This is a genomic window from Dyadobacter sp. CY345 (genome assembly GCF_021502725.1).
GTDB lineage: Bacteria > Bacteroidota > Bacteroidia > Cytophagales > Spirosomataceae > Dyadobacter.
Genome location: NZ_JAKFFS010000007.1, coordinates 121,153 through 144,938, shown reverse-complemented (window position 1 = coordinate 144,938; position 23,786 = coordinate 121,153). Strand labels below are relative to the sequence as shown.

General features: G+C 40.3%; 20 protein-coding genes. 5 read left to right on the top strand and 15 right to left on the bottom strand.

Translation table 11 applies throughout. From position 1 onward, the window contains the following. Window positions 1-25 precede the first annotated feature (25 nt). From L0657_RS25930 to L0657_RS25905, 6 genes are all read right to left on the bottom strand, one after another. Window positions 26-415 carry a hypothetical protein gene (locus L0657_RS25930; protein WP_235153695.1) on the bottom strand — a complete coding sequence of 130 codons (390 nt, stop codon included), beginning with the start codon at window positions 413-415 and terminating at the stop codon, window positions 26-28. Between the two features lie 172 nt (window positions 416-587). Continuing rightward, a complete protein-coding gene (locus tag L0657_RS25925) occupies window positions 588-1,889 on the bottom strand; it encodes a hypothetical protein (protein WP_235153694.1) in 1,302 nt (433 codons plus the stop codon). Between the two features lie 28 nt (window positions 1,890-1,917). Continuing rightward, window positions 1,918-3,180: a hypothetical protein gene (locus L0657_RS25920; RefSeq protein ID WP_235153693.1), complete on the bottom strand. Its 1,263-nt coding sequence runs from the start codon at window positions 3,178-3,180 to the stop codon at window positions 1,918-1,920. Window positions 3,181-3,207: 27 nt separating this feature from the next. Continuing rightward, entirely contained in the window at window positions 3,208-4,116 is a 909-nt protein-coding gene (locus L0657_RS25915) for a hypothetical protein (RefSeq protein WP_235153692.1), read from the bottom strand. A 9-nt stretch (window positions 4,117-4,125) separates the two neighbouring features. After that, complete coding sequence (locus L0657_RS25910) at window positions 4,126-4,698, bottom strand: hypothetical protein (RefSeq protein ID WP_235153691.1); 573 nt, start codon at window positions 4,696-4,698, stop codon at window positions 4,126-4,128. A gap of 3 nt (window positions 4,699-4,701) precedes the next feature. After that, a complete protein-coding gene (locus L0657_RS25905; RefSeq protein ID WP_235153690.1) occupies window positions 4,702-5,211 on the bottom strand; it encodes an RNA polymerase sigma factor in 510 nt (169 codons plus the stop codon). A gap of 198 nt (window positions 5,212-5,409) precedes the next feature. Between L0657_RS25905 and L0657_RS25900 the strand changes: the two genes are divergently transcribed. Beyond that, window positions 5,410-7,704, top strand: coding sequence for a hypothetical protein (locus L0657_RS25900; protein ID WP_235153689.1), 2,295 nt, complete (start codon window positions 5,410-5,412; stop codon window positions 7,702-7,704). A gap of 32 nt (window positions 7,705-7,736) precedes the next feature. Here the strand turns inward: L0657_RS25900 and L0657_RS25895 are convergent, their stop codons facing one another. Then, window positions 7,737-8,429: a hypothetical protein gene (locus L0657_RS25895; protein ID WP_235153688.1), complete on the bottom strand. Its 693-nt coding sequence runs from the start codon at window positions 8,427-8,429 to the stop codon at window positions 7,737-7,739. Between the two features lie 314 nt (window positions 8,430-8,743). Between L0657_RS25895 and L0657_RS25890 the strand changes: the two genes are divergently transcribed. After that, window positions 8,744-9,676 carry a glycerophosphodiester phosphodiesterase family protein gene (locus L0657_RS25890; RefSeq protein WP_235153687.1) on the top strand — a complete coding sequence of 311 codons (933 nt, stop codon included), beginning with the start codon at window positions 8,744-8,746 and terminating at the stop codon, window positions 9,674-9,676. 13 nt (window positions 9,677-9,689) lie between these two features. Here L0657_RS25890 and L0657_RS25885 read toward each other — a convergent pair whose 3' ends face one another. The 7 genes from L0657_RS25885 to L0657_RS25855 form a co-directional block, all read right to left on the bottom strand. Next, entirely contained in the window at window positions 9,690-10,232 is a 543-nt protein-coding gene (locus L0657_RS25885) for a hypothetical protein (protein ID WP_235153686.1), read from the bottom strand. A 33-nt stretch (window positions 10,233-10,265) separates the two neighbouring features. Next, complete coding sequence (locus tag L0657_RS25880; RefSeq protein WP_235153685.1) at window positions 10,266-10,442, bottom strand: hypothetical protein; 177 nt, start codon at window positions 10,440-10,442, stop codon at window positions 10,266-10,268. Between the two features lie 21 nt (window positions 10,443-10,463). After that, window positions 10,464-11,666 carry a DUF748 domain-containing protein gene (locus tag L0657_RS25875; protein ID WP_235153684.1) on the bottom strand — a complete coding sequence of 401 codons (1,203 nt, stop codon included), beginning with the start codon at window positions 11,664-11,666 and terminating at the stop codon, window positions 10,464-10,466. A 26-nt stretch (window positions 11,667-11,692) separates the two neighbouring features. Then, a complete protein-coding gene (gene treY / locus L0657_RS25870; RefSeq protein ID WP_235153683.1) occupies window positions 11,693-15,916 on the bottom strand; it encodes a malto-oligosyltrehalose synthase in 4,224 nt (1,407 codons plus the stop codon). Beyond that, entirely contained in the window at window positions 15,909-17,756 is a 1,848-nt protein-coding gene (treZ, locus tag L0657_RS25865) for a malto-oligosyltrehalose trehalohydrolase (protein WP_235153682.1), read from the bottom strand. The genes treY and treZ overlap by 8 nt, the downstream gene beginning before the upstream one ends. A gap of 228 nt (window positions 17,757-17,984) precedes the next feature. Then, window positions 17,985-18,386: a hypothetical protein gene (locus tag L0657_RS25860; protein WP_235153681.1), complete on the bottom strand. Its 402-nt coding sequence runs from the start codon at window positions 18,384-18,386 to the stop codon at window positions 17,985-17,987. A 141-nt stretch (window positions 18,387-18,527) separates the two neighbouring features. Beyond that, window positions 18,528-18,707, bottom strand: a complete 180-nt coding sequence (locus L0657_RS25855) for a hypothetical protein (RefSeq protein ID WP_235153680.1) — start codon at window positions 18,705-18,707, stop codon at window positions 18,528-18,530. Window positions 18,708-18,859: 152 nt separating this feature from the next. Here L0657_RS25855 and L0657_RS25850 point away from each other — a divergent pair, with 152 nt between their 5' ends. Continuing rightward, complete coding sequence (locus tag L0657_RS25850) at window positions 18,860-19,477, top strand: hypothetical protein (protein WP_235153679.1); 618 nt, start codon at window positions 18,860-18,862, stop codon at window positions 19,475-19,477. A gap of 70 nt (window positions 19,478-19,547) precedes the next feature. Here L0657_RS25850 and L0657_RS25845 read toward each other — a convergent pair whose 3' ends face one another. After that, entirely contained in the window at window positions 19,548-19,916 is a 369-nt protein-coding gene (locus L0657_RS25845) for a DUF4180 domain-containing protein (RefSeq protein WP_235153678.1), read from the bottom strand. Between the two features lie 207 nt (window positions 19,917-20,123). Between L0657_RS25845 and L0657_RS25840 the strand changes: the two genes are divergently transcribed. Both L0657_RS25840 and L0657_RS25835 read left to right on the top strand, forming a co-directional pair. Continuing rightward, on the top strand, window positions 20,124-21,374 hold the full coding sequence (locus L0657_RS25840; protein WP_235153677.1) for a hypothetical protein: 1,251 nt from the start codon (window positions 20,124-20,126) through the stop codon (window positions 21,372-21,374). After that, the gene (locus L0657_RS25835) at window positions 21,371-23,773 is read left to right on the top strand and encodes a TonB-dependent receptor (RefSeq protein WP_235153676.1); all 2,403 of its coding nucleotides are present in this window, start codon (window positions 21,371-21,373) and stop codon (window positions 23,771-23,773) included. The genes L0657_RS25840 and L0657_RS25835 overlap by 4 nt, the downstream gene beginning before the upstream one ends. Window positions 23,774-23,786: the final 13 nt, after the last annotated feature.

Genomic DNA, 23,786 nt, shown 5'->3' with positions numbered 1-23,786 from the left:
CTTTGAGCTCATTTAGACAAAATTTTCACTTCCGCATTCTGTCAATTTTACTATTTATTCGTTTTATCTCTTTAATGATCGTCATCGGTTGTTGCTCACGATCATTCGTCAAATAAAGTTCATTCAGATATTTTTCAAGATTATGAAGACTGTCCGACGGCCAGTAATTTTTTTGAAAACTTGTATCCGGAATTGATTTAACCAACACATCCAGCCGCTGCCAATCCTGCTGCATATCCAGGAAAGTATTCTGGGCGACTTCAAACTGGCCTCGACGGCATTCGTTACCAAGGTGAAAAAGGTACTCATTAATCTTCGTGACCCCGGCATAAAATCTGTATCCGTTAGGATTTCTTTTGCTAACCGGCGGCGTAACATCACTCCGATTATGTAAATAAGTGACTACTGACAGCATGATTAAAATGATTATGGCTAATGTATAACTGGAAAACTTTGGCATTCAATTTACGAAATATGCATATATAAACTAAAACGCTAATCCAAAACCGGTAATGAAAGAATCTTGGCCAGATTCGCTAATTCAACGATTTTCCCCTTTCTTTTAATTTGACCGGTTGTCTCTATTATTAACGTCCAAGTGCTAACCCGATGCCAATATTTGTTCTTAAACCGAATGAGGTTTCCGCACTTTTCAGTTGGTCTTTGACGTTGTAGGAAGTATTTATGTCCAGATATCCGCGCCGGAATACTCGAAGTTGGAAGCCTACCAAAGGGCCGGCCTGGACAATATTTGTTTCACTGATCAAATCCTCGTCTGGAATTGCCGAGCCACTATGCTTGCCTTTATAATAGTTATATTCAGTATGCAAGCCGGCGTACCAACCTGAAAGTCCATTGCCTCCCTTTCCTTTGAGCCTTTTGCTTTTTTGCATAAAATAATACCTTGGCTGCAACGACAGAATCAGGATTTTTTCGCGGGAATAAACGTTCGCATAAGGAAATATCTTCGTAATGCGTTGGTCGTTATTGCCATATCCAATTGTTACCTCATGGTCATATCGAAGATAATTGAAGCCATTGTTCATTGCTGCGTCCAATTGCACGTTGATAGTCCAGGGAGAAGTTTTGATTTTCCGTTCAAAAGCTACACCAGTCTGAATTCTATTTAAATAATAGCCGACAGTAAGTTCAGGAAGCCTGATTTTCCATTGCTGCCCCTGGAACTCATCACAGAGTAAGATATCACAAAATGGGGCGGTAGATGATTTCTTCCAATCTCCAATAGCAAAGCCAAAGCTGGCTTGTGTTGAAAATTGTAACCCAAGGGTTCCAAACCCATAGGAGTAGTAATCAGAGACGGGTTTGAACACAGCAAATGAAAAGTCCATAAATCCATGATTCAAAAACCTTCTTTGAAACCCAAATTTAAGTCCTGCCTTGGGATCATTATTGAGTGTTCCTGGAATATTGTAAAAGAGGGCCATATAGTTGCCGCTAAAATTATTCGCGCTTTTGCCCATATTGATTCTTTTGCGCATATTGACAAACCAACGCAGCTGCGCGTCTAATACAGTATTTTGAAAAGACTCTTTAACGGGTCTTTGAATTCCATACAAAGGGAAATGACCTGATAATGCCAATGAAAATGCAGGAAGGAATTTAACCTCATAACCGACGTGAAGCGACAGGTTATTCAATGTCTTATCGTCGGTCAATGGGTAAGGGACCACTTGGTAGTATTGTGATAAACCAACCTTCACCATATGCCGCGTCGGTACCTTCGTCATGAAAACGTTTTCATACCTGTCAATGAAACGCTGTTTTATAAGCGTATCACTTTCCTCTGTAAAAAATATTCTCGTGGTATCCTGCGCGAAGGATATGTTTATTAGCAAACTAAAAAAAATCAGGGCTACTATCTTTTCCATTGGATCACGTTGATATTTTTAAGTATTGTTAAAAGGCAAATCCAAGACCCAGATTGCCTCTGAATCCGGTAGAATTAACGGAAGATGAAAACTCGTGTTTATGATTAAAGGATGTGTTAAAATCCAGATAGCCATGTTGGAACAAACGTTGTTGAATGCCTAATAGCAATCCGGAATAAATTGTATATTTGGCCAAGTTGACATCAGGTTGCCCGCTCATTGTATTATGGTGACCGTGATGCATTGCATACTCGGCGTTAATCCCTGCATAAAATCCCGATAGTGAATTAGTGTTGCGCCCTCGCCTTTGATTTCTTTTCTGAAGAAAGTAATATCGTGGCTGCAACGTAAAAAATTGGGTGATCTCTTTGGTAACAACAGAGCCATAGGTGTCTAATACAGTGGGATATACAGAACCTTTTGTATAGCTATACCCCTGCATTAAATTAAGGTCATACTGCCAGTTTAATGAAAATGGCGTACGTTTGATCATGTGTTCATACGCTACACCATATCTCATGCGATTCAGATAATAACCAAAAGTCAATTCAGGGACTTTGATCTTCCACTGATTTGCGATTTCTTCTTCACAGAGCAGAATGTCACACAATGGCCGTTTTTTGGAGCTTACCCAGTCGCCAAAAGCATATCCGAAGCTTATTTGAGTTGAAAATTGCCATAGTTTGGTAATGCCATAGCTGAATCCGATATCTTGCTGTTGAAAAGCAAACGCAAAGTCAAGAAATCCAGAATTCAGTACCCTCCGTTGAAAACCAACTTTTATGCCGATCGTCTCATCATTTTTCCGATCTACCGGCTCGCCTGTCAAAGTGTAATTTACAGCAATATAGTTGCCACTAAAATTGTTTGCGCTTTTCCCCTCCCTGATTCTATTTTTCATATCAAAAAACCACTTTAATTGGGCATCATATACAAAGTTATATCCGATATACCTGGAAGGTATTTCTGCTGAATAAACCGGTAAATGACTGGAAAGCGCAATGGAAAAAGCAGGTAGAAACTTAAACTCATATCCGAGCATCAACGACGAGTTATTTAGAATTTTATCGTCACTTAGCGAAAATTGAATTGGCTGATAATACTGCGAAATCCCAATTTTAAACATATGCCGCGTCGGTACCTTCGTCATGAAAACATTGTCATACCTGTCAATAAAACGTTGCTTTACAAGTGTATCCGGTTCTTCTGTGAAAATGATTTTTGTTGAATCTTGTCCAAATACTGATTTAAATAAAAATAATGAAATCAAAAAAAGGATACTTTTTTTCATGGCTAATAGTCAGGGGTAAGCGGGGCACTATTTAATGGTCAGGTTACCAAATTCGGCGCTGATCTGCACATTGGCGAGCCGGTTTTTGGAAAAGAAAGCATCCTTAAAATCCGGCGTATTACGTTTCCATTTAAACCCGTTCGGAAGTTTCATCGTCGTATAGGCACTGTTGATATCATAATCAAAACGCTGCCAGTTTTTTGTAACCATTGTTATCACTGCCTTTTTCGACTGAATTGCGAGGCTTGTCAATCCGGCAGAAGGGGAAATTTCGACGTTTCCATAAAGAGTGTTCATGCGTACGACACCACCTATGTTCTCTAATTGGAGATTGGTATGATCACTTGTAAATGAAAAAGTCCCGGAAATTTCAATGGCTTTCAATTCTCCGAAAGTTGTTTCTAAAAGTCCTTTTCCTTTAATGTTCGCCAGTGAGGTTGTGCAAAAATCAGCGCTCAGTTTCAGGTTGTTGGTCAGCCCTTTCATCTGAATTGTTCCAAACGTATTTTTCAGATCTACCGAACAGGTCGGCGGAAGATGAATCGTATAACGCGCTTTCAAGTTTGATAACGGTTTACTTTCCCCTTCTTTCAACAAAATGTAATTTCTTAAAAAATAATCCTTCCCGCTTCGATCGGCTATGTATTGAATTTTTCCAAGATCCGAAGCTGCCGTCCGCTTATCAGGATGCCTTGCGGATAATTCCATAACGACGAGTATTTCCGCTTTATCCCAGGCAATAAGTTCAATGTCGGCTTTTTCAGCATTGATGAAAAGTGTGCGTATAGTATGCGCTGTCACGGTCTTTTCAATTGATTTGGTAGCAACCTGTAATACGCCCTGACCTTTAACCAACTGAAAACCGTTGACAGCAACCCAATAAAAGAGGAATGTAAGAACTGCGAGTTTTCGAAAAATATTTTTATACAAATTCATGATCCTGATTTAAATCATTTTAGCCATTTCATTCAACACTTCTGCTTTTTCCTGCTCCACAACACTGAATTGACGAACCAATTCGGGCTCCGTATTATATTGCCCCATTGCCTGCTGCAATTGGTGCGCAGCCGTTTGAAGTGTTTCATACTCCTGCTGCAATCGTTTAAAATTCTGATTGCTGCATACCGTTGTCTCAGCTTCACAATAGGCTTTCAGTTTTGAATATTGTTCGTCGGTAATCTGCTCATTTTTAGGCTGAAGACGAACATCAATCACTTCCTGTGAAAAGGCAATTGTAGGATAACTTCCAGGTATCATCCACAATCCGCCAATGCCAGCAACGAGAAATACAGCCGCAGCATACCACCAATGCGTATTCTTAACTTTCGAACGCGCAGTTTTGCTTTCAATGGCTTCCCAAACAAATTCGTCTGGTTCAAATTCCGGCAGGTTCTCCAGAGCTTTTTTAAGCGGAATTTCATTCAATTTCCGATCAATTTCAGTCCATATAAAGTCGGAAGGACCGGATGATGGAAGTTTCGAAAGCGCCTCTCTTAAAATATTGATATTCTTTTCCATAGGTTATCTCGACGTTAGCATACTGCGTAACTTTCTGCGGGCATGAAAGAGCTGCGACTTCGATGTGCCCTCCGAAATATTAAGCATCACAGCAATTTCCCTGTGTGTATATCCCTCAATTTCTGCCAGCACAAAAATGGTTCGAAACCCGTCGGAAAGCGATAAAATTGCCGTTTGCAGATGTGCAACATTGATATCGACTTCTGCCCAGTCAATATTCTCACCATGCTCTTCCTCGATATTTTGCCAAATAATTATTTTCTTCTTTTTTGTTGACTTCCTGATAACAATCTGCTTGATCCACGCGCCCAGGGTCGCTTCTCCCCTGAACTGGTCAAGATGTTTGAATACTTCTAAAAAAGCATCCTGCAACACGTCATTCGCATCATCGTAATCGCCCGTGATGCGGTAAGCAAGCGTATACATCGCATTCTTGTACCGGTCGTACAAGTGCCGCTGTGCAATCCGATCATGTAACAGGCAACCAGTAATCAATTCTGCCTCCGTCGTCATAGGAAGTTTTTAAGTATTTGTTTCAAAGAGGCAGGCCGCATACCAAATGGTTGTATGCGGCTAAAAATAATTTCCCAAAACTCCTGTAAATGGAATTTTGGTTGTTCAGATATACTTTTTAAAGTTCGGGTAAATATTTAATTTTATCATACCGGACAAATTATGGTATACTTTTACCGGTAAGTTAATTTCACCGCCATGAATCTGCCATTAGAAACTCCATTCAAACTTCAACTTTGCTTTGATCAGGTTATCGAAAAACTTGAAAAATCAGCTGTTGATCCGGCAAATGAATATCAGGCACGCGACAAGGCTTTGCTGGATGAAGTACTGCAATATCCTGAGTTAAGAAATGGCATTACAGACATGTCCCAGATTAATGAGCATGAAGATATTATTGCCCGGTTACTTGCTCCGTACTTCGCCAAAGATCTTACATTAAATGAGATAAAAGCAGTTAATATTCCTTATGCGCAGATGGTTTTCAACCACACGCAGCGGTTTAAAAATATTTTGAAAGCTGCGGGACCTGATTTTAATATCCTCATCCGGGATTTTGATGAACATCAATTCTACGTTTTCAGCTGCTGTATGATATTGTATGACCATTACGGCGCAAGTCTTGATTTCAACCGACCATTTTTTTATGATATTCCTACGGCGAAAGGAATAATAAAACATTACAGGATTCTGTACAATGGGGACTTCCTGGAAATTTTTCCAACTGAAAAATCGCTTCCTATTACGCAGGAAGATATCGATTTGCTGATGGATAGTTATGACAATCTGGATTTGTGGAAATCGAAATTTCCGAAAGACAGCTGGCTGCTAAAAGGTTTTTCCATCATGACATTATTTGATGCTACTATCGAAAGTGCAGTTTCTCTTCTCAAAGAAAAATTGCTCGCGATCAACGCTTCCGGGTTTCGGGAGAGCATCGAATCCATTTTTCAGTCCATTTATCAAATACCCGGAATTCAGGTTGGCTTTACTGTTTTTAATCACGAAGAAGACAAATTGAGCCCGGACACATTTGGTCAGCAGATGCCAAGTTTTATTTTACAACAAAACAAATCCGCTGATGTCAGAAATATGCTTTGTGATGAATCGAAGGAAATGCTAATTATAAAACAACAGGATTTTGCAGTGTCAGATACGGAGGGATTTCTCGCTAAAAAACCACACAGTTCGCTGGCTAAAAATTTCTTATCTCAAAATATACAAAGTTTCATTTTAGCTCCGGTCGCAAAAAACGGGAGACTCTTCGGGATATTGGAAGTTGTATCTCATCGCAAGAAAGAATTGCATAGTGTCAATGTCAAAAAGCTTGAAATTGTGATGCCGTTTCTGGTCGACACAATTGAAAGGCTAGCTTATGAATTGCAAAATCAGGTTCAGGCTGTGATCCAGGACAAATACACTTCGATCCACGACAGCGTATTTTGGAAATTTCATTCAGAAGCTCAAAAATTAATTGATCACCGTCAGGTTGGAGAAGAATATGAATTGAAGGAAATTACTTTTCCGGACGTTTTTCCGCTTTATGGCCAGATTGATATAAAAGGTTCTTCTGAAGCCAGGAATCTGAGCGTTAAAAAAGATCTGAAATACCAGCTAAAATCTTTGCTTCTAATTTTACAGGAATTTGATAATTATACTGAAACAGCTGAGAAATTTCAACTTGAAACAAAGCGCATCCAAAGTTATCTTGCTGAGTTGGCTCTCTCAGTTAAGGCCAGTACTGAACAATATATCAGCAATTATCTCGATGGTGATATTTATCAGAAACTCATAGGCATTTCCAACCCGGAATTAGTACCGCTGATACAGAACTATCTATATCAGACTCAAAAGGAAAACGGAGATTTTCATATTGCGCGAAGAAAATATGAAACGACTATTTCCAAAATCAACAATAAAGTCGCGGCCATACTTGATAAACGACAAATAGACGCGCAGTCTGTTTATCCTCATTACTATGAACGTTTTAAAACGGATGGTGTCGAACATAACCTGTACATCGGTCCATCAATCGCACCCAAAATACCATTTGACTTAGAGAGGATTCACGCAATTCGATTATGGCAGCTTCGTGTACTTTGCGAAATGGAAATTGCCCATTCGCATATCAAACCTTATCTACCCTATCCACTTGACGTCACAACACTGATTTTGGTTTACCATTCGACAATCGACATCCGTTTCCGGATGGATGAAAAGCGCTTTGACGTGCATGGAAGTTATAACACGCGTTTCGAGATTGTAAAAAAACGGATCGATAAGGCATGTATCGCGGGAACCAGCGAACGGATTACACAGGTTGGACATATCACAATCGTTTATTCGAATGAAAGCCATTTGGAAGAATATGTTGGATATATTAATACACTCCAGGCAGAAAACATGCTGGATCAAACAATAGAAAATTTTGACATTGAAGACTTGCAGGGCCTTTCAGGACTTAAAGCGATACGTTTAAAACTCCTGCATTAATAAAAAATGAACAGGTTTGTCTGTTTTGCCCATTACAAGTCATTACAAAACCGGAGTAGCGATTTTAATTGCTCCGGATCGCTAAAATCAACATTATTTTTATGGAAATAATAAGACAAAGAGTCCTTTTGTTTGCCATATACCTTCATAAAACTTGATTTTTTAGCCGGATGAAACACTCGGTTTTGATCAATTAAGTAATAGTCAGTTTTAAATTTATAATCCGGCTTCGTCGTAGTATTTTGCCAGCCAAATTCACCGGCTTGATTTGAAATCAATAATGATGTCGGTGTAGCGCTCTCAGGATTTGCCGAATATTTCTGTTCTGAGGCATTTGTTTTGTTCCCTCTTAAAACCAAATGCGTTTTTTTCGCAAGTTTAACCTTGCCAAACTCCGCCACGACCTCGATATCTCCATGTTCTTTTTGAGCATAATACATTCGTTCATCGAGGGCAATAAAATCGATACGCTCTTTATTCGTCATAATCAGCGTATCTTTGTTTGGAGAAATATATTCAATCGCGCCGTGGAGATAATTATAGTTTAATTTTACCTTCGTGAATTTTCCGTTCTTAAAATAAACCTTCCCTTCCTTAAATTCCTTAAATTGATATTTGCCCATCTCCATAGTACTCAGCTCAGGGCAACTTTTTTTTGGCTTGACAGCAATGCAGACCAGCGAAAAGAAAATAAGCATACATACAAGCAAAGTTATCCGTTTCATGATCAGTCTATTTAAATTTTAAGAGGTTGGTCTGAAAATCAAAAAGGCATGCTTATTCGTACTTTTTCTAATTTTAATGCTAAAAGCGCGGTTTTATTTAAGGATGTGAATTTTAATGTGTTATACTCTATTTTAAAAAATATAATTTCATCGAAGTGATTCAGTTTGGCGAAAACGAATTGAAATTGTCAACTTCGGTAAATATCCAAAGCGCTAAGCCTCAACTTATTTTAAACCATCACAATTTGTTAACGTCCGCCATTTCGAAATTATAGCAATATTGCGTGCTTTACCGATTGCCAAAACCTTAATAAATGAAAATATTAAAGCTCAAAATATTAACCTTATCCATTTTGTTGTCTTCAACTTTGTTCGTGAACGCGCAGGATAAAATGAATATTTTAAAATTAAGAACTGCGAAAGATCTGCACGAACTTTTCAGTTATACGAATCATGATGTTGTATTAATTGCAGGGCACAGAGGCGGTATGGTCACAAGTTTTCCTGAAAACTCCATTGCAACATTTGAAAATACGCTCAAACACACACCAGCGTTTTTCGAGATCGATCCGCGCCTGACGAAAGATAGTGTGATTGTGTTACTTCATGATGCCACTCTGGACAGAACAACGACTGGAAAAGGGAAATTATCAGACTACACTTTTGAAGAACTGAAACAATTTCGTTTAAAAGATGCAGAAGGAAATGTTACCCAATTTGGCATACCAACCCTAGAAGAAACCATAACATGGGCTCGTGGCAAGACTGTTTTGAATCTTGATCATAAAGATGTACCACTAAAAATAACGGCTGACTTATTAAGAAAACATAAGGCTGACGCCTTCATGATGGTGACCGTCCACAGTTTCGCCGAAGCAAATTTTTATCTCACTGATAACAAAGATCGAATGTTTTCAGCATTCATCCGAAATGTTAAGGAGTTCCAAGAATACGAAAAATCCGGTGTATCGTTTTCACAAATGATCGCCTATATCGGGCCTTTGGTGAAACCGGAAAATCGGGAGTTGTATGCGCTCCTGCATAAAAAGGGAACCATGTGTATGATTTCAGCAGCTTCGTCCTACGATAAATTGAAAACTCCCGAGGAGCGTAAAGTTGCCTATATTTCCATCGCGAACGACGGCGCATCAGTTCTTGAATCTGACAGGCCGATTGAAGCCGCTGAGGCCATCCGGGAATTTCAAAAAAGGGGGAAATCTAAGGAAAAATTCTTTGGAAAAGAGTAAGTATTTTGCCTTGCTAATCTAATTCCGTATAACCGTCATCACCAAGGATATCATGCCCGTTATTATCATGAAAATCTTTTATGATAGCGTTTTTTTCTTCAAAATTCCGGGGATCTACGCTGACTATTATGCCGCCTTCTTTCATACTAAGCCCAGCAGGATCTGCTTTCTCCGCTTTTGCTTTTGAGTATTCTTTATCGGCAATTTCTGTGTTTGCCTTCCCCGGTCTTTTTATGGGAATTCTTTTAAAAAGAGTTTTGGAAATAGCAATCCCCAATCCGGGAAGTGAAATCATTGACGTGATCGATACGATTGTATCTGCAATAACATCTGAAGTCGTTCTAATGGCAGGCTCTGGTTCTCCCTGATCATCCGAAGTTTGAACAACCTGGTCTTCGGGCTTATTCAACGTTTCATCCGATTTTAATACTGAAATGTCGTCAGGGGTATGTCCTCGTTTAAGTAGCGCATTGTAAGCATTGTCAGCATCTTTTTTTGTGAAAAATACTGCGGAGACAGTTCCGAGAGTACCAGCCGGAGAACCAGAATTTGCCATAGAATTCTTAATTTATCATTGTTGGCCAGATCATTATTTTTGGTCAAGTGCTTCCAGATCTTCCTCCCGAAAGGTTTCTTCAATAGGCTCACCTTCTTCGTCGTCGAATGAGCAGCGAACTTCTCCATCGCTCACACTGACAACCGTCATTCCTTTTGTACCCATTTTTTCTTTAACCCAGGCTCCTTCTTCAAATGTTGGCTTGCTCATAGTCGTATGGTTTTTCGTTGATTAATCGTTTTTCTTGTTATCCTTTTTGTCTTTCTTTTTTTCCTTTTTATCATCCTTTTTCTTGCCCTTATCATTTTTTGAGAAGATTTTTTGCAGGAAAGTTTTGTTTTCATCCTTACCGACTTTCACGGAGCCAATTGTAATCTCATTGTCGATCGTCGGTTGAAGTGCGTGAATAAATGCATTTTGCAAAACATTTGATAAAGCATACCAGACATTCGTATCCGGCTCATCCATGTCACCTTTGAAAGGAATTTTTGTAGCAAGCTGGTCCTTTGATTGATTTTCAAAAATTTCAGCTACTGTTCCTGCTGCGCCTTCCCATAATTTTTGCAAAAGATTATCTTTCCTGTCCTCTTTTCCAAGCACATCCAGGTCTTTGATGATCGGTTTTACATATCCGGCAAACTTTTTATCTTTTGCAGCAACCTCAGTATACAATCCGAAAATACCTTTGTTCACATCAATTTTCGCATACGCCTGAAAAAAGTCATTCAATTTGACCATGTTCGTGTTTTTCAGTTCCGCACTCATATCAAATGTCGGGGAAACGGACAACGGATTAGCCTTGGCATCAAATGTCAAAGTTCCTTCGTAAACATTCGCGGACGCATCAATCGTAGCTGGCAAGACGACAGCCGAGTCGTAACTATTCCGTAAATTTTCAGCCAGTAGGTGAAGATCTGTCATTTGAAGATCTACCTTTGGTTTTGTTGATTCGTCAATATACTGGAGTCTGCCATTATTAATTTCACACCGGTTAATTTGAAGCGGCATAAAATCATCCAGCAATTCTTTTAAAGCTGACGAATCCTTAGCCAGATCTTTGGGTTCCACCTTATCTTTGGTAAACCGTATCATCGGCTCCTGCATCGCCACCTCACCAACAATCGACCCTTTGAACAAAGCTTTCCATTCAACGGAAAGATCAATCATGGAAGCTGCAAAAAATGGTGTTTGTTTATTTGTTATAGTGTCTTTTTTATCCAGATAAATGCTATCAACCTTGTAGGCACCGCGGATTATTTCCAGGTCGATATCCTTCACGTGACCATAGTAACCTTTCATGGTCGCCAGATTTTTATTCACGAGATGAAGTACCACATAGGGCAAAATTATTCTGACAATTACCATCAATACGATGAATCCAATAAAGAAATAAAATGCCTTTCGTTTGCGATGCCTTGGCTTGCGTGTTTCCATAGTCTGTCAGTTTTGTTCCTGAATATTCAATCGCGATCAAATAATATGGTTAATTGTTTTAAAAAATCTTCGCTCTCCTGCTTAACTTGACCGGGTGTAAGTCGCCATAGCCAATTTCCATCCTGCGAACCAGGGCTGTTCATTTTGCTATTTTCGTCAAGATTTAAAACGTCCTGAATTGGCAAAATTGCAGTTTCGGCTACTGAGGAGTATGCAAGTCTTGCCATAACTGAATAAATGTTTTCCTCATTCAAAGGCATTCCTACATAACTTTCCAGCCTTGTTTTCGTCTCACCATCAATACCTTGCCTAAACCATCCACGGATTGTATTATTATCATGTGTGCCTGTGTAGACTATGCAATTGGGTTTATAGCGATGAGGGATATATTCTGACTGCGACATATTCTCCTCAAAAGCAAACTGCAATACTTTCATGCCAGGAAGATTTAGCTTATCACGAAGCGCGGACACAGCCGGGCTGCTTTCCCCCAGGTCCTCGGCCACAAAAGGCAAACTACCCAGCGCAGATTTTAGTACTTCGAAAAATTCTTCACCCGGCCCTGGTTTCCATTCGCCATTTTCAGCAGTATCCTCATCTCCGGATACGACCCAGTAATCGGCGAAAGCGCGAAAATGGTCTAGCCTGATAAAATCAAAAAGCTCGATATTTTTTTTCAGCCTGTCGATCCACCATTGATATTGCTGCTCTTTCAACGCTTCCCAGTCAAAAACGGGCATGCCCCATAATTGCCCGGTTTCTGAAAAGGCGTCAGGTGGAACGCCGGCAACTCCGGTTATTTTTCCGTTTTCATCCAGCAAAAACAAATCCCGGTGAGCCCAGACATCCGCAGAATTATAACTGACATAAAACGGAAGGTCTCCGAGAAATTCAATATTATTTTCATTACAATATTTCCTCAGCGCTTTCCATTGTTTGTCAAAAATATATTGAACCCATTTCACAAAACGGATATTCTCAGCGTCCGTCTGTTTTAAAGTTTCCAGAGTTTCAGTATCCCGAAGTTTAAAATTATCTTCCCACTCGATCCAGGGTTTTTCGTCATGGTGGTTTCTGATGACCATATACATAGAAAAATCATCCAGCCATTCTACGTTATCCTCACAGAATTTTTCGAAATCTGCCGTATCGACGGTATTATTAGTTTGGTTGAAAACAACATACGCTTTTTCCAGAAGCTCCATTTTTATTTTTTCCGAAGCATTGTAATCGACCTTGTCTGTTTCGGGTAAATGATATTTAGTAAGATCAACATCCGGCAAGAGACCGTCCTTTGCGAGCATTTCTGGGCTGATCAGAACCGGATTCCCAGCCCGACTGGAAAGCGCACTATAAGGAGAATTCCCCTGCGCAGATTCGGTAGGATTCAGCGGAAGCAGTTGCCATACTTTCTGGTTACTCCGTTGTAAAAAATCGGCAAAAGCATAAGCCTCAGGTCCAAGGTCACCAATGCCGAACGGTGAAGCCAGCGAAGAAATATGGATTAAAATGCCAGCACCACGCTCGTTATCGACCTTGGTTCCTTTTAGTAATGCAACCGGAAGTTGTTTGAATAATTCTCCTGCGCCAATTTTATGCTGATACTCTTCCCGAATTCCTGAAACTATATTTTCCCAGTCACTATTGAAACCTTCCGGCAATACGACTTTCGTATTTCCCCAATCCAGACTAAAACAATCCGTGTTCTGTTCCTTGCAAAGCGCCGCTGTATGTAATGGCACCACCGTAACCACAATCGACTCTTTGTGAGCACGCGCGAACGCAAGAATATTTTTCTTGTAAAGTCCTTCAACCTTCAATGAAACATAATTTCCCTCGGCAAAAAGTGCTGCGTTGTGTTTACGTAAATTGAAAAGCTGGTGCGTCAGCCAAAGTTTGACAGCGCCATTTGTTCTGCTTTCCCACAGCTTATCCAGCAATTTACCATGATCGTCATAATGATCAAATTCACTTAAAATCTGCTGTCTCTTTGCATAATCCACCGGCCTGCGGTTATCCGGATCAACCAGACTCAGGTCCCACATTTCGCATCCCTGATAGACATCTGGTATACCCGGACATGTAAATTTCAATAAATGCTGGCTTAGTGAATTTATAATACCATGGTCTACAATCTGTTCCTGGAAAGCTGAAAACTTCTCCCAAAACGGGTTTTGTTTGTTTAGCAGTTCTTTTGCGAAACTCTTGACACCTGCTTCGTATGCTTCGTTGGGCTCGGTATAATTGGTATTAACCTTAGCTTCCCGAAATGCTTTTTCAAGATACTCTTCAAAACGGTTTCCAAAATCATCCTCATCTTCGTCCGGCATTGGATAGGCTCCGACCAGGTTTTGATATATAAAATATTCATCATTCGTATCCGGCGAAAAATACTTTTGTTTAAGCGGAGCATTGAGTTTTTGCCATTCTCTCACATTTGAAAACCAGTCTTCGCCAAGATCAGTCAGCACATTTAATCGGGTCCGCACATCTTCTCCCCTTTTTGTATCATGCGTTGAGGTTGTATTCTGAGATAATGGCCAGTTTTTTTGCCGGTATTTCATCTTTTTATGAAAATCCTCCACAGTCATACCAAAGCTTTCCGGCGAATCTCCAACATCGCTATGACCGATAAAGCGGTTGTAGGTATACATCAAAGTATCTTCACCGCCTTTTGCCATAATCGGGCCGGTGAATTGCATGCAACGATGATAAAATTCCAACAGCCTTTCGTTATAATTTTCATCGCCCAATTCGGATACCGAAAGAAAACAGGATTCCAGTAATGAGACAGCGTCAGCCAATTGGGGATGAACTGTCCTTACATCTTTGAAAATATTTCCCAGCGCTGTTTTCACATCCTTTTCAAATGGAATTGATCCATAATAACGGTAAACGGGACAGTGGATCAGAAACTCACCGATGGCATTTTTGACATTTTCCTTGCCCAGCTTCTCAATGTTTTCAGGTTGAGTCAAATTTAATTCAACAAAGAGCTGATATAAATTTTCAAGCTCTCCACCCATGTGTTCGTACAGGATGATCGCCTTTTTTTCCAGCAGCTGGCTTTTCGGCTTGTCCTGCTCTCCTGTCAGTTCGTGGTAAAAATCAGTGAATTGCTTTTCAGCCGCGTTATTGGTTAAAACGTTATTAACAGATGCCAAAAATTCATAACCTGTCGTTCCCTGGATAGGCCAGTTTTCAGGCATTTTTTCGTCCTGCCCAAGAATCTTTTCAACCACAATATAAGATTCTTCTCCAGCCAATGCCCGCAATTCTTCCAGATATAGATCAGGATCAAATAATCCATCGATGTGATCGATCCTAATACCTTGAAAAACTCCTTCGTCAATCAGCGTTTTCGTCAGTTGATGATATTCATTAAAAACCTCTTCATTCTGGATATTCAAACAAATCAAACCGTTTACAGTAAAAAAACGGCGAAAATTAATCTGCTGCTCCGTTTTCTGCCAGTGGCATAAGGCGTAAGTCTGATGATCAATAAGCTCACGAAGTTTTGCCTCGTCAGCATTGGTTTTAGCCAGTTTTTCGTCAAGCCAGTTTTTAACTTTTTCGTCTGTCAGCAAAGATTTCAATTGAAGAAGAATTTCATTCCATCGCTGCGAAAATAAATATGACTCCTCAATTTCCCGGGCTTCCTTAATTTGAGAGATAATCTGCTGAACTGCCTGATTTTCCGAAACAGGCTCTTCGGACAAGATCGTCAGATAGGATTTTGGGTTAACAGGAAATACTGATTCTTCATATCTGATTACCAGACGGTTGGAATCATATTCAGCTTTAACTTCCCCTTTTTGAATTAATTCATCAAGATCTGAGCTAAGAAAAGGAACCATCAATTTTCCTTGAAAAAGCCGGCTATTCCAGGCCACGTCGAAAAACGTTGAATACATGGATTGTTCTCCCTTTTCCAGAATATCCATCAGCCAGGAATTTTCAGAATGGAATGCCATGTGATTAGGTACAATGTCCTGAAGCCAACCCATTCCTTCATTTTTCAGCTGCCCACTGATTGATTTCAAACTATCCAGACTCCCGATTTCAGGATCAATTTTATTTGGGTTCACACCATCATAACCATGCATACTGCCGGCAGTGGAGTTAAAAATCGGTGAGGCGTAGATCGTACTGACTCCAAGCTTTTTTAAATATGGAATAAGCTTTTCAATATTATTAAAAGTAAACTCCTTATGAAATTGTAAGCGATATGTAGCGATTGGATTATTCATGCTCGTTGCTGTAAAGGGTAAAAGATTCTGGTGGTAAAACCAGGGAAATTTCTTCTGCAATTGTTCTGGGCAAATCTTCTGGTCCTTTCCATTTCAGATCGGATGACGCGATTAATTTGTGCCAAACCGGCGAATAAACCGGAACTTTAACCTGCTGTGGAAGTTTTGAAAAATTCATCATACAGATCGTATGCTGAATTTTATGCTGTCTTTGTAAAATAATCACCTCCTGTTCAGCCATGCATTCTACCGAAACATCTTTCCGGTTAAGCACATGCAAAGCTGCCTGCTCTTTTCTAAGTGTAATTAATTTTTTATAAAAGCTGAGCATGGTTTTATGCGGTTCCTGCTCAATCAACTGCCATTGAAGTTTCGAATTCATGAAGGTTTCTTCAGACATTGGATCAGGTGCCTCACCCTCAATATGAAATGCTTCAAATTCTTTTTTTCGTCCTTTTCGCACTGCTTCCGCAAGTTCCGGGTCGGTATGGCTTACGAAATATTGGAATGGATTGGTTTCTCCATATTCTTCTCCCATGAACAACATGGGCAAATATGGACTGACCAATACCGCTCCGGCGAGTAACTTCTGCATTTCAAAACTCACCAAAGCACTGGTCCGCTCGCCAAGCATACGGTTGCCCGTCTGGTCATGATTTTGAGAAAAAACGACAAACTGCTGTCCCGGATTTTCAGTCGCTTTTGTCCCAAATTTTTTCTTGCGATGTTCAGAATAACCGCCATCGTATACGTAAGCATCTTCGTATGATTTGGCCAGTGAAACAACACCTTCAAAATCTGAATAATATCCGGTTTGCGGTTGGCCCGAGCTTACCCGCAAAGCATGATGAAACTCATCGATCCATTGTGTATCGAGCCCAAATCCTCCTTTACTGATCGGATTTATGTATCGTGTATCATTTAAATCAAGCTCGGCAATCAGATAATGATTCCGTCCGGTCTTTTGGATCAGCTCGTCGACATGCAACTTTATTTCTTGTAAAATATGAAGCGCACTAAAATCCTTGATGGCATGAACGGCGTCCATACGCAACCCGTCAATATGAAAATCCCGGAACCACATCAGTGTATTTTCAATGAAATAATTCCGCACATGGTCACACCAGGCATCATCAAAATTGATAGCGTTTCCCCAGGGCGTGTGATATTTCTCGGTAAAATAATGCCCAAAATTTTCGAAATGATTTCCTTCCGGACCGATGTGATTATATACAACATCAAGAACTACTGCGAGGCCTTTATTATGGCAAGTATTGACAAGTTGTTGCAACCCTTTTGCTCCACCGTAAGAGCTCTGAACACTGAACGGAAAAACGCCGTCGTATCCCCAGTTCCGTTCTCCTGAAAACTGTGCTACCGGCATAATTTCAATCGCCGTAACACCCAGATCAATCAGATAATCCAGTTTTTCTTCAAGGGCAGCAAAAGTACCTTCATCGGTGAAAGTGCCTACATGCAGTTCATAAAATATATAATCTTTCAGTCCGATGTTTTTCCATTTATCATCTGTCCAGCTGAATTCTTCGATATCAGTTGCTTGTGATGCGCCGTGTACGCCATCTGGCTGGGAAAGTGTAGCCGGATCAGGAAATTGAACTTTTCCGTCCAGCTTAAAAAAATAAAGATCTCCGGGTTTTAGGGCATCCGACGTTAGTGTCCATAATCCCTGCTCACCACCGAAAAGCGGCTCGCTTCTATTTTCATTAACATAATATATCTCGACGAGCTCAACTTTAGGCGCCCATAGGACGATTTCGGCCTGTCCGTTTTCGTTAAAATTTACTCCTAATTTGCGTTTGTCTACATCAATTTTTTCCATACGATATGCTTATGACTGAATTTTATCGATGCTCAGCCATGGTGTGCGTAATAAATTACTGTGCCAGTCAGGTACTTACTTCATGCCAAAGCGTATGTTACCAATTTTCAAAAAAAACAGGAAAGCTAAATTAGCCTTCCTGTTAACTACCTACGAAATCACACATTACTTGAATCGAAAAAATCTCCTCAACCTGTTCTCAGCCCAACGAATCAGACTTTCACTACCTTATTTTTTCGAGACAAATTTGCTAAACCGGCTTTCCTTCCCGTCGGCTGTTTTTTCCTGATATAAAAATTCCAAGTTACTTTCGTCAAACTTTGCGAAGAAGTCTTCCCAATTTATTTCTTCAAGGGAATCTTTTCCTGAATACCCCGGAAAATCAATCCTCAAAATTCCGGTTTCATCTTTCTCCTCCGTTCCTTTAACGGTGGCTGGTTTTCCGCCTCGTTTTTCTACCCACTTCTGAATTTTTTTATGATCCCTTGTGGTCAGAGATTTAGCATCAGCCGATTCTTTTTTTGTGCTCGCCTTTGCAGTTGTCTTTTTATCCGTCGTTTTTTTAGCTGCTGCCTTTGGTTTGTCTGTTTCAGAAGACTGCTTTGTATTTTTAGCTGTTGCTGTTGCCATGACGTTAAAGTTTTAGATGTCAGGTCATGTTAAAAAAAGTATGCCTTACAAAACACATATTTCTGCTTTACGAAATTTTCATTCTCTGTCGATGAACTGCAATCTGATATCATAAAATCTGAGTAAAAGGGCTGTTTTTTCCTATTCCTTGATATATTTCCATTCTGCGATATCATTTAAATTGTGGGTAGTTAATTCAGCAGAATATATTTCAATGTACATCTGATTTTCAAGATCAAATTCTCCATCCCTCCACTGATCTTCATCCATTCTTCTGAATTTAACAAGAGCGCCATTGTCGGGAATATCCGTTGGTTTCATATTTTTTTTATTAAAGTTTGTATGCCAGTGCTAATTAAAATAATGCCAGGCTATGTTTGCTATATCATAAAATAACTATCTTAAAATCAACACGTAATCCCACATATGGATGGCACAGATTTTTAGTAACCACCCGCAAAAAATTTTAATCTATGGAAGAGAAAAATTACACCAAGACAATTCCCGAAAAATTTGATGGCGGGAATATCAATGCAGAGAGAGTTGTGGAATTACACAACCTGGCTGCTGCAAAAGAATTATTTACACTGGCGAGAAAAAGACTGTTAGACGTCAACCGCTGGAAAGAAATTTCGGAATACCCGGTAGCAGACTTCAAGCTTTGTGATTCGAAGGGAAATCTGATGACCGGTCCGGTTGAAGAGGGAATGTTTTTTCGAATTGATATCCCTGGTCCGGGCTCCGAAACGGGTGATGGTTTCGATTGGGTGAAGGTCGAAAAAATCAGTGAGTATCAGCTGGAAGATATAGAAAGTTTGGGTATACGCGTAAGGCCGGCTCCGAATCCAACAAATAATGACAAGGAAGTTGCTCATTTCTATTCGGCTCAAACGACAAGTACTTTTACAGTTACACGTGAAAATACCACCGTGACCGCAGCAGTTTTCGACCGGAATACCAAACCCAATACAGACGATCAAAGCTTTCTTGATAAAATAAGAAACATTTTGACCGGAACAGCAGGAATTCTTGCCTTTTCCAAAATCCAATGGCAAAGCCTTACCGACGGGCTTGTGCGAAATAATGATTAATAAATTAAGTTAATTGTCTATTATCAAAACTCAACGTTTCCACTCATTAACAATCTTTATTATAATAGAATTATAGCTGTTTTTTAGAAAATCGCTTAATGGCTTCCGCTGTGGAATTCACGAAGTTGATGTGCCCCAGTTTATTACTCTCACAGATAAAGTCATTCAAGCTTTTACTGCCGATAGTATCAAAATTACCAATAATAGCAAGCCCCATGCGGTAATTGGAAAATTTTTGAAGAATCTCTCCGGCCATTCCTGTTTTGAGATCAAAAAAATCCTGTGTGATATTTTCTGCGTCAAGAATATTCCTATCGAATCCCTGGTAATACAAATTCCCCAGCAGTTCCAGGCAATCCTCTACAGACGCTACGACGAGTTTGTTGGAAATAATTTCGGCAACTTTTAAATCGCCAACTTGATGTTCTTCAATGGTCATACTAAGATTTTCATTTGATTATTTCAAATTGGCAAAACGGAATAATACAATAAAGGTATATTCATTGCCGGACAAAGGAGTCATCTGATTCGATATTGGGGAGTCGTATATCTACACTTAATCTTTGCTTATCTACACATTTAACGAATCAGGATTGAAAGTAAGTACCTGTGGATATTGAATCAAGCAATACTATATCCTTTACTTATGCCGCTATTTCTAAACAAGCAGCAAGCGCGAATCTTACTATTTTTACTCGTTTTCATTTCAGTTGAAAGTTCGGCACAACGTGTTTTTGTGAATGTTATTGGCGGCGTAAACCGCAGTCACCTGCATTATTCCAACTCCATCAACAACGATTATAACAGCAACAAACCTGTTGTAATTGTTTTACATAAAAATGGAAAAACCGCCAGAGATGCTTTCTCTAATGCAGCCTGGAAATCGCTGAAAGAGCCGACTATCCTAATTTTTCCGAACGCCGTCAAAAGCACATGGAATTGCCAGGACGAGGCCTCGCTTGATAATGACGTACAGTTTTTAAAGTTCATTCTTACGGAAACTTATAACAATTTCCACCACAACCGAAACCGCGTATTTATTGTTAGCGACAAGGATAGTGAATGTGTTGTCAAAAAGTTTCAGCAGCAGTATCCAAAAGTGGTTAACGCTTTCGAAAGATGGAAAAATGGTATTGAGAATGACAGTCTACTAGCTCTCAACAATGTTCAGAATCTGCTGAATAAAACGGTTAAAACCGATACAACATACTCGCTATGGGACGATCCTATGGTGAAAAGAAAGATGGATCCGATAGATTCTCTGAAAGGTTACCGGTTGCATAACAGATTGGTTCTTGAAATGAGATACGGCGGTTTTGCCATGTTAGGCTCTGTGAAGACTGGGATTTCAGACGGGACCTATGCCAAGTTGTACAACGCTCACTCCTTGTTAGATATACATTTGACGAAATGGATGAATGATTCAATCGCCTGGTTTATTGATATCGGCAGACTGAGTGTGCCGCAAACACAGGAGGCCACCACAGGCGGAAGTATCAGAACAGGCGGCGGAATGATTATGCCGCTCACAATTGGTCTCAAATATGCACTTCCAAGAGTCAGGGCCCATCCTTATTTTATGTTAGGGTCAGGTATCATGCAGGTTATGGTTTTCGGCGGCAGGCTAAATCCCGGTGCCATGACTTCAGGCGCCAGACCGAATTTTAATGCTGAAATGCGAATGGTTTTCCACACCACAATCGGCACCGGCGTTGATCTCAGGTTTGCAAAGCGTTTCACGTTTGGTGCTCACGTTCGCTACATACACTCCGCAAATTTTGAAAGTGCCGGCAAGGTCGACGCTATACGAGGATTTAATCTCAATGTCGGTTTGGGTTACATTATTAACGCCAACAGTCTCAAAAAGCTTCCGTTTCCACTTAGTAACAAAAAATGAACAAGTATTCTATTTTCTTTTTTCGAAGTATCGGTAGCAGTTTCTTACTGCTTTTCATCGTAGCCACCACGGCCTTTGGACAAAACAAATTTACCATCAGTGGAACAATGAAAGATAAATCCAACGGAGAAACGCTGATTGGAGCAAGCATTTTTGTAATGGAAAGCCAGTCATCGGGCGCTGTTACCAATGTTTACGGGTTTTATTCAGTTACGCTGCCGCAAGGTTCTTACACACTGGAATATTCGTATCTGGGTTATGAGAAGGTAGTCAAAAAAATTGTTCTGACGAGTAATACCATTGTGGACATAGAATTGCCGGTATTATCAAGAGTGCTGGATGAAGTCAAAGTTGTTGACGAAAGCAGAATTTCCACTTCTCGTAATTTTGAAATGAGCGTCAATAAGATGGATATCAAAACTATTCAGAAACTCCCGGCACTTATGGGTGAGGTTGATATTGTCAAAAGTTTGCAGTTTCTGCCAGGAGTAAGCCAGGTTGGCGAAGGTTCGTCAGGTTTTAATGTCCGGGGAGGCAGTGTCGGACAGAATCTTGTATTACTCGACGAGGCGCCAGTCTACAATTCCTCCCACATGCTCGGCTTCTTTTCGGTCTTTAATCCCGATGCCGTTAAGGATGTAAAATTATATAAAGGCGCAATTCCGGCCGAATATGGCGGTCGGATCAGTTCCGTGCTCGATGTTCGATTGAAGGAAGGAAACAACAAAAAAACCGAGGTAGATGGTGGCGTAGGTTTTATTTTCAGCAGGCTGGCCATTCAGGGACCGCTTGTGAAAGACAAATCTTCCTATCTGATTGCAGTGCGAAGATCCTACATTGATGGTCTGTCCACGCTGCTGACCAGTAACAATTTCGGTTTGAATTTTTATGATATAACCCTAAAAACAAACTATACTTTAAACCAGAAAAACCGGTTATATCTTTCAGGTTTCTTCGGTCGCGACAATTTCGGTCTGTCGGATGATGCAAAATTTAACTGGGGAAATAAATCCGGAACGCTGCGTTGGAACACGGTTATCAATAGCAAGTTGTTCGCTAACGTTTCCGCCATATTCAGCAATTACAATTATAACCTTGGCTTCAATCAGGATGAGAACAATAAGTACAGCTGGAATTCCTCTATCAGCAATTATGTATTCAAACCGGATTTTAGTTATTTCATCAATAGCAATTCAGAGTTAAAATTTGGTCTGGAAAGTTCTTATTATCAGTTCAACCCTTCGAAAACTGTGGGAACTACGAATGGAGAAACTGTTGATAGCAGTCAGCCGAAAAAATATGCTTTGGAACTGGCTGGTTACGTAAGCCATCGGCTGAAAGTGGGTTCAAATTTGGAAGTTCAATATGGAATTCGGTTTTCTTATTTTAACTATCTTGGACCAGGGACAGCATATACTTACAACGACACCATTCCTGGTAGAAAGCGTACGGCAATCGCTGAGCGGCAATACAAAAGCGGAGAGTCAATCGCATCGTATAATAATCCGGAACCAAGGATATCAGCAAAATATCAGCTAAACGAAAGAACTTCACTAAAAGCGAGTTTCAGCAGAACGGCTCAATATGTACATTTTATTTCAAACACCAGTGCTTCAAACCCGCTCAATATCTGGACACCGAGCACCAACAATATTAAGCCGGCCGTTGGCAATCAATACACGCTTGGCTATTTCAGCGATTTGGGTAAAAATGCGGAGTATGAGTTTTCTGCGGAAATGTTTTACCGCAATACAGTTAACGAAATCGACTATATCAATGGCGCTGAGCTTTTGAACAACGACCGTCTGGAAGGTGATTTGCTGAGCGGAAACGGAAGGGCATACGGTCTGGAACTTTACCTGCAAAAGAAAAAGGGACTGATCACGGGTTGGGTAAGTTACACGCTGAGCCGCTCGGAACTCAAAGTAGATGGGGTCAACAACGGGAGCTGGTACCCGACCCGTTTTGACCAAACCCATAACCTGAAAATCGTCGGCTCTTATACGATCAACCCAAAATGGTCGACCACTGCGGATTTTGCATTTACAACCGGAACTCCTACCACCTACCCCAATCAGCGATATCTCTCACAGGGCATTCTGATACCTTATAACACAAACAATTCCAGAAACGACGCAAGATTAACACCTTACCACCGTCTTGACCTTTCACTTAGAATGGAAGGAAAAACACACAAAAATAATGGTCAGATAAGAAAGAACCGGGATTACTGGGTTTTCTCAATTTACAATGCTTACGGGCGTAGAAATGCCTTTTCAACTTATTTCACGCAATCGTCTGATAGGGTTACTTCATCTCAGGCCATACAAACGCAGGCGCACCGGGTATCGATCATTGGATCCATGGTGCCGTCCGTTTCTTACAATTTTAAATTCTAAAAAGCCTTACATT

Excerpts from the sequence above, each read along its gene's own strand:
- L0657_RS25930 (WP_235153695.1), bottom strand. The coding sequence starts at position 415 with ATGCTGTCAGTAGTCACTTATTTACATAATCGGAGTGATGTTACGCCG.
- L0657_RS25925 (WP_235153694.1), bottom strand. The coding sequence starts at position 1,889 with ATGGAAAAGATAGTAGCCCTGATTTTTTTTAGTTTGCTAATAAACATA.
- L0657_RS25920 (WP_235153693.1), bottom strand. The coding sequence starts at position 3,180 with ATGAAAAAAAGTATCCTTTTTTTGATTTCATTATTTTTATTTAAATCA.
- L0657_RS25915 (WP_235153692.1), bottom strand. The coding sequence starts at position 4,116 with ATGAATTTGTATAAAAATATTTTTCGAAAACTCGCAGTTCTTACATTC.
- L0657_RS25910 (WP_235153691.1), bottom strand. The coding sequence starts at position 4,698 with ATGGAAAAGAATATCAATATTTTAAGAGAGGCGCTTTCGAAACTTCCA.
- L0657_RS25905 (WP_235153690.1), bottom strand. The coding sequence starts at position 5,211 with ATGACGACGGAGGCAGAATTGATTACTGGTTGCCTGTTACATGATCGG.
- L0657_RS25900 (WP_235153689.1), top strand. The coding sequence starts at position 5,410 with ATGAATCTGCCATTAGAAACTCCATTCAAACTTCAACTTTGCTTTGAT.
- L0657_RS25895 (WP_235153688.1), bottom strand. The coding sequence starts at position 8,429 with ATGAAACGGATAACTTTGCTTGTATGTATGCTTATTTTCTTTTCGCTG.
- L0657_RS25890 (WP_235153687.1), top strand. The coding sequence starts at position 8,744 with ATGAAAATATTAAAGCTCAAAATATTAACCTTATCCATTTTGTTGTCT.
- L0657_RS25885 (WP_235153686.1), bottom strand. The coding sequence starts at position 10,232 with ATGGCAAATTCTGGTTCTCCGGCTGGTACTCTCGGAACTGTCTCCGCA.
- L0657_RS25880 (WP_235153685.1), bottom strand. The coding sequence starts at position 10,442 with ATGAGCAAGCCAACATTTGAAGAAGGAGCCTGGGTTAAAGAAAAAATG.
- L0657_RS25875 (WP_235153684.1), bottom strand. The coding sequence starts at position 11,666 with ATGGAAACACGCAAGCCAAGGCATCGCAAACGAAAGGCATTTTATTTC.
- treY (WP_235153683.1), bottom strand. The coding sequence starts at position 15,916 with ATGAATAATCCAATCGCTACATATCGCTTACAATTTCATAAGGAGTTT.
- treZ (WP_235153682.1), bottom strand. The coding sequence starts at position 17,756 with ATGGAAAAAATTGATGTAGACAAACGCAAATTAGGAGTAAATTTTAAC.
- L0657_RS25860 (WP_235153681.1), bottom strand. The coding sequence starts at position 18,386 with ATGGCAACAGCAACAGCTAAAAATACAAAGCAGTCTTCTGAAACAGAC.
- L0657_RS25855 (WP_235153680.1), bottom strand. The coding sequence starts at position 18,707 with ATGAAACCAACGGATATTCCCGACAATGGCGCTCTTGTTAAATTCAGA.
- L0657_RS25850 (WP_235153679.1), top strand. The coding sequence starts at position 18,860 with ATGGAAGAGAAAAATTACACCAAGACAATTCCCGAAAAATTTGATGGC.
- L0657_RS25845 (WP_235153678.1), bottom strand. The coding sequence starts at position 19,916 with ATGACCATTGAAGAACATCAAGTTGGCGATTTAAAAGTTGCCGAAATT.
- L0657_RS25840 (WP_235153677.1), top strand. The coding sequence starts at position 20,124 with ATGCCGCTATTTCTAAACAAGCAGCAAGCGCGAATCTTACTATTTTTA.
- L0657_RS25835 (WP_235153676.1), top strand. The coding sequence starts at position 21,371 with ATGAACAAGTATTCTATTTTCTTTTTTCGAAGTATCGGTAGCAGTTTC.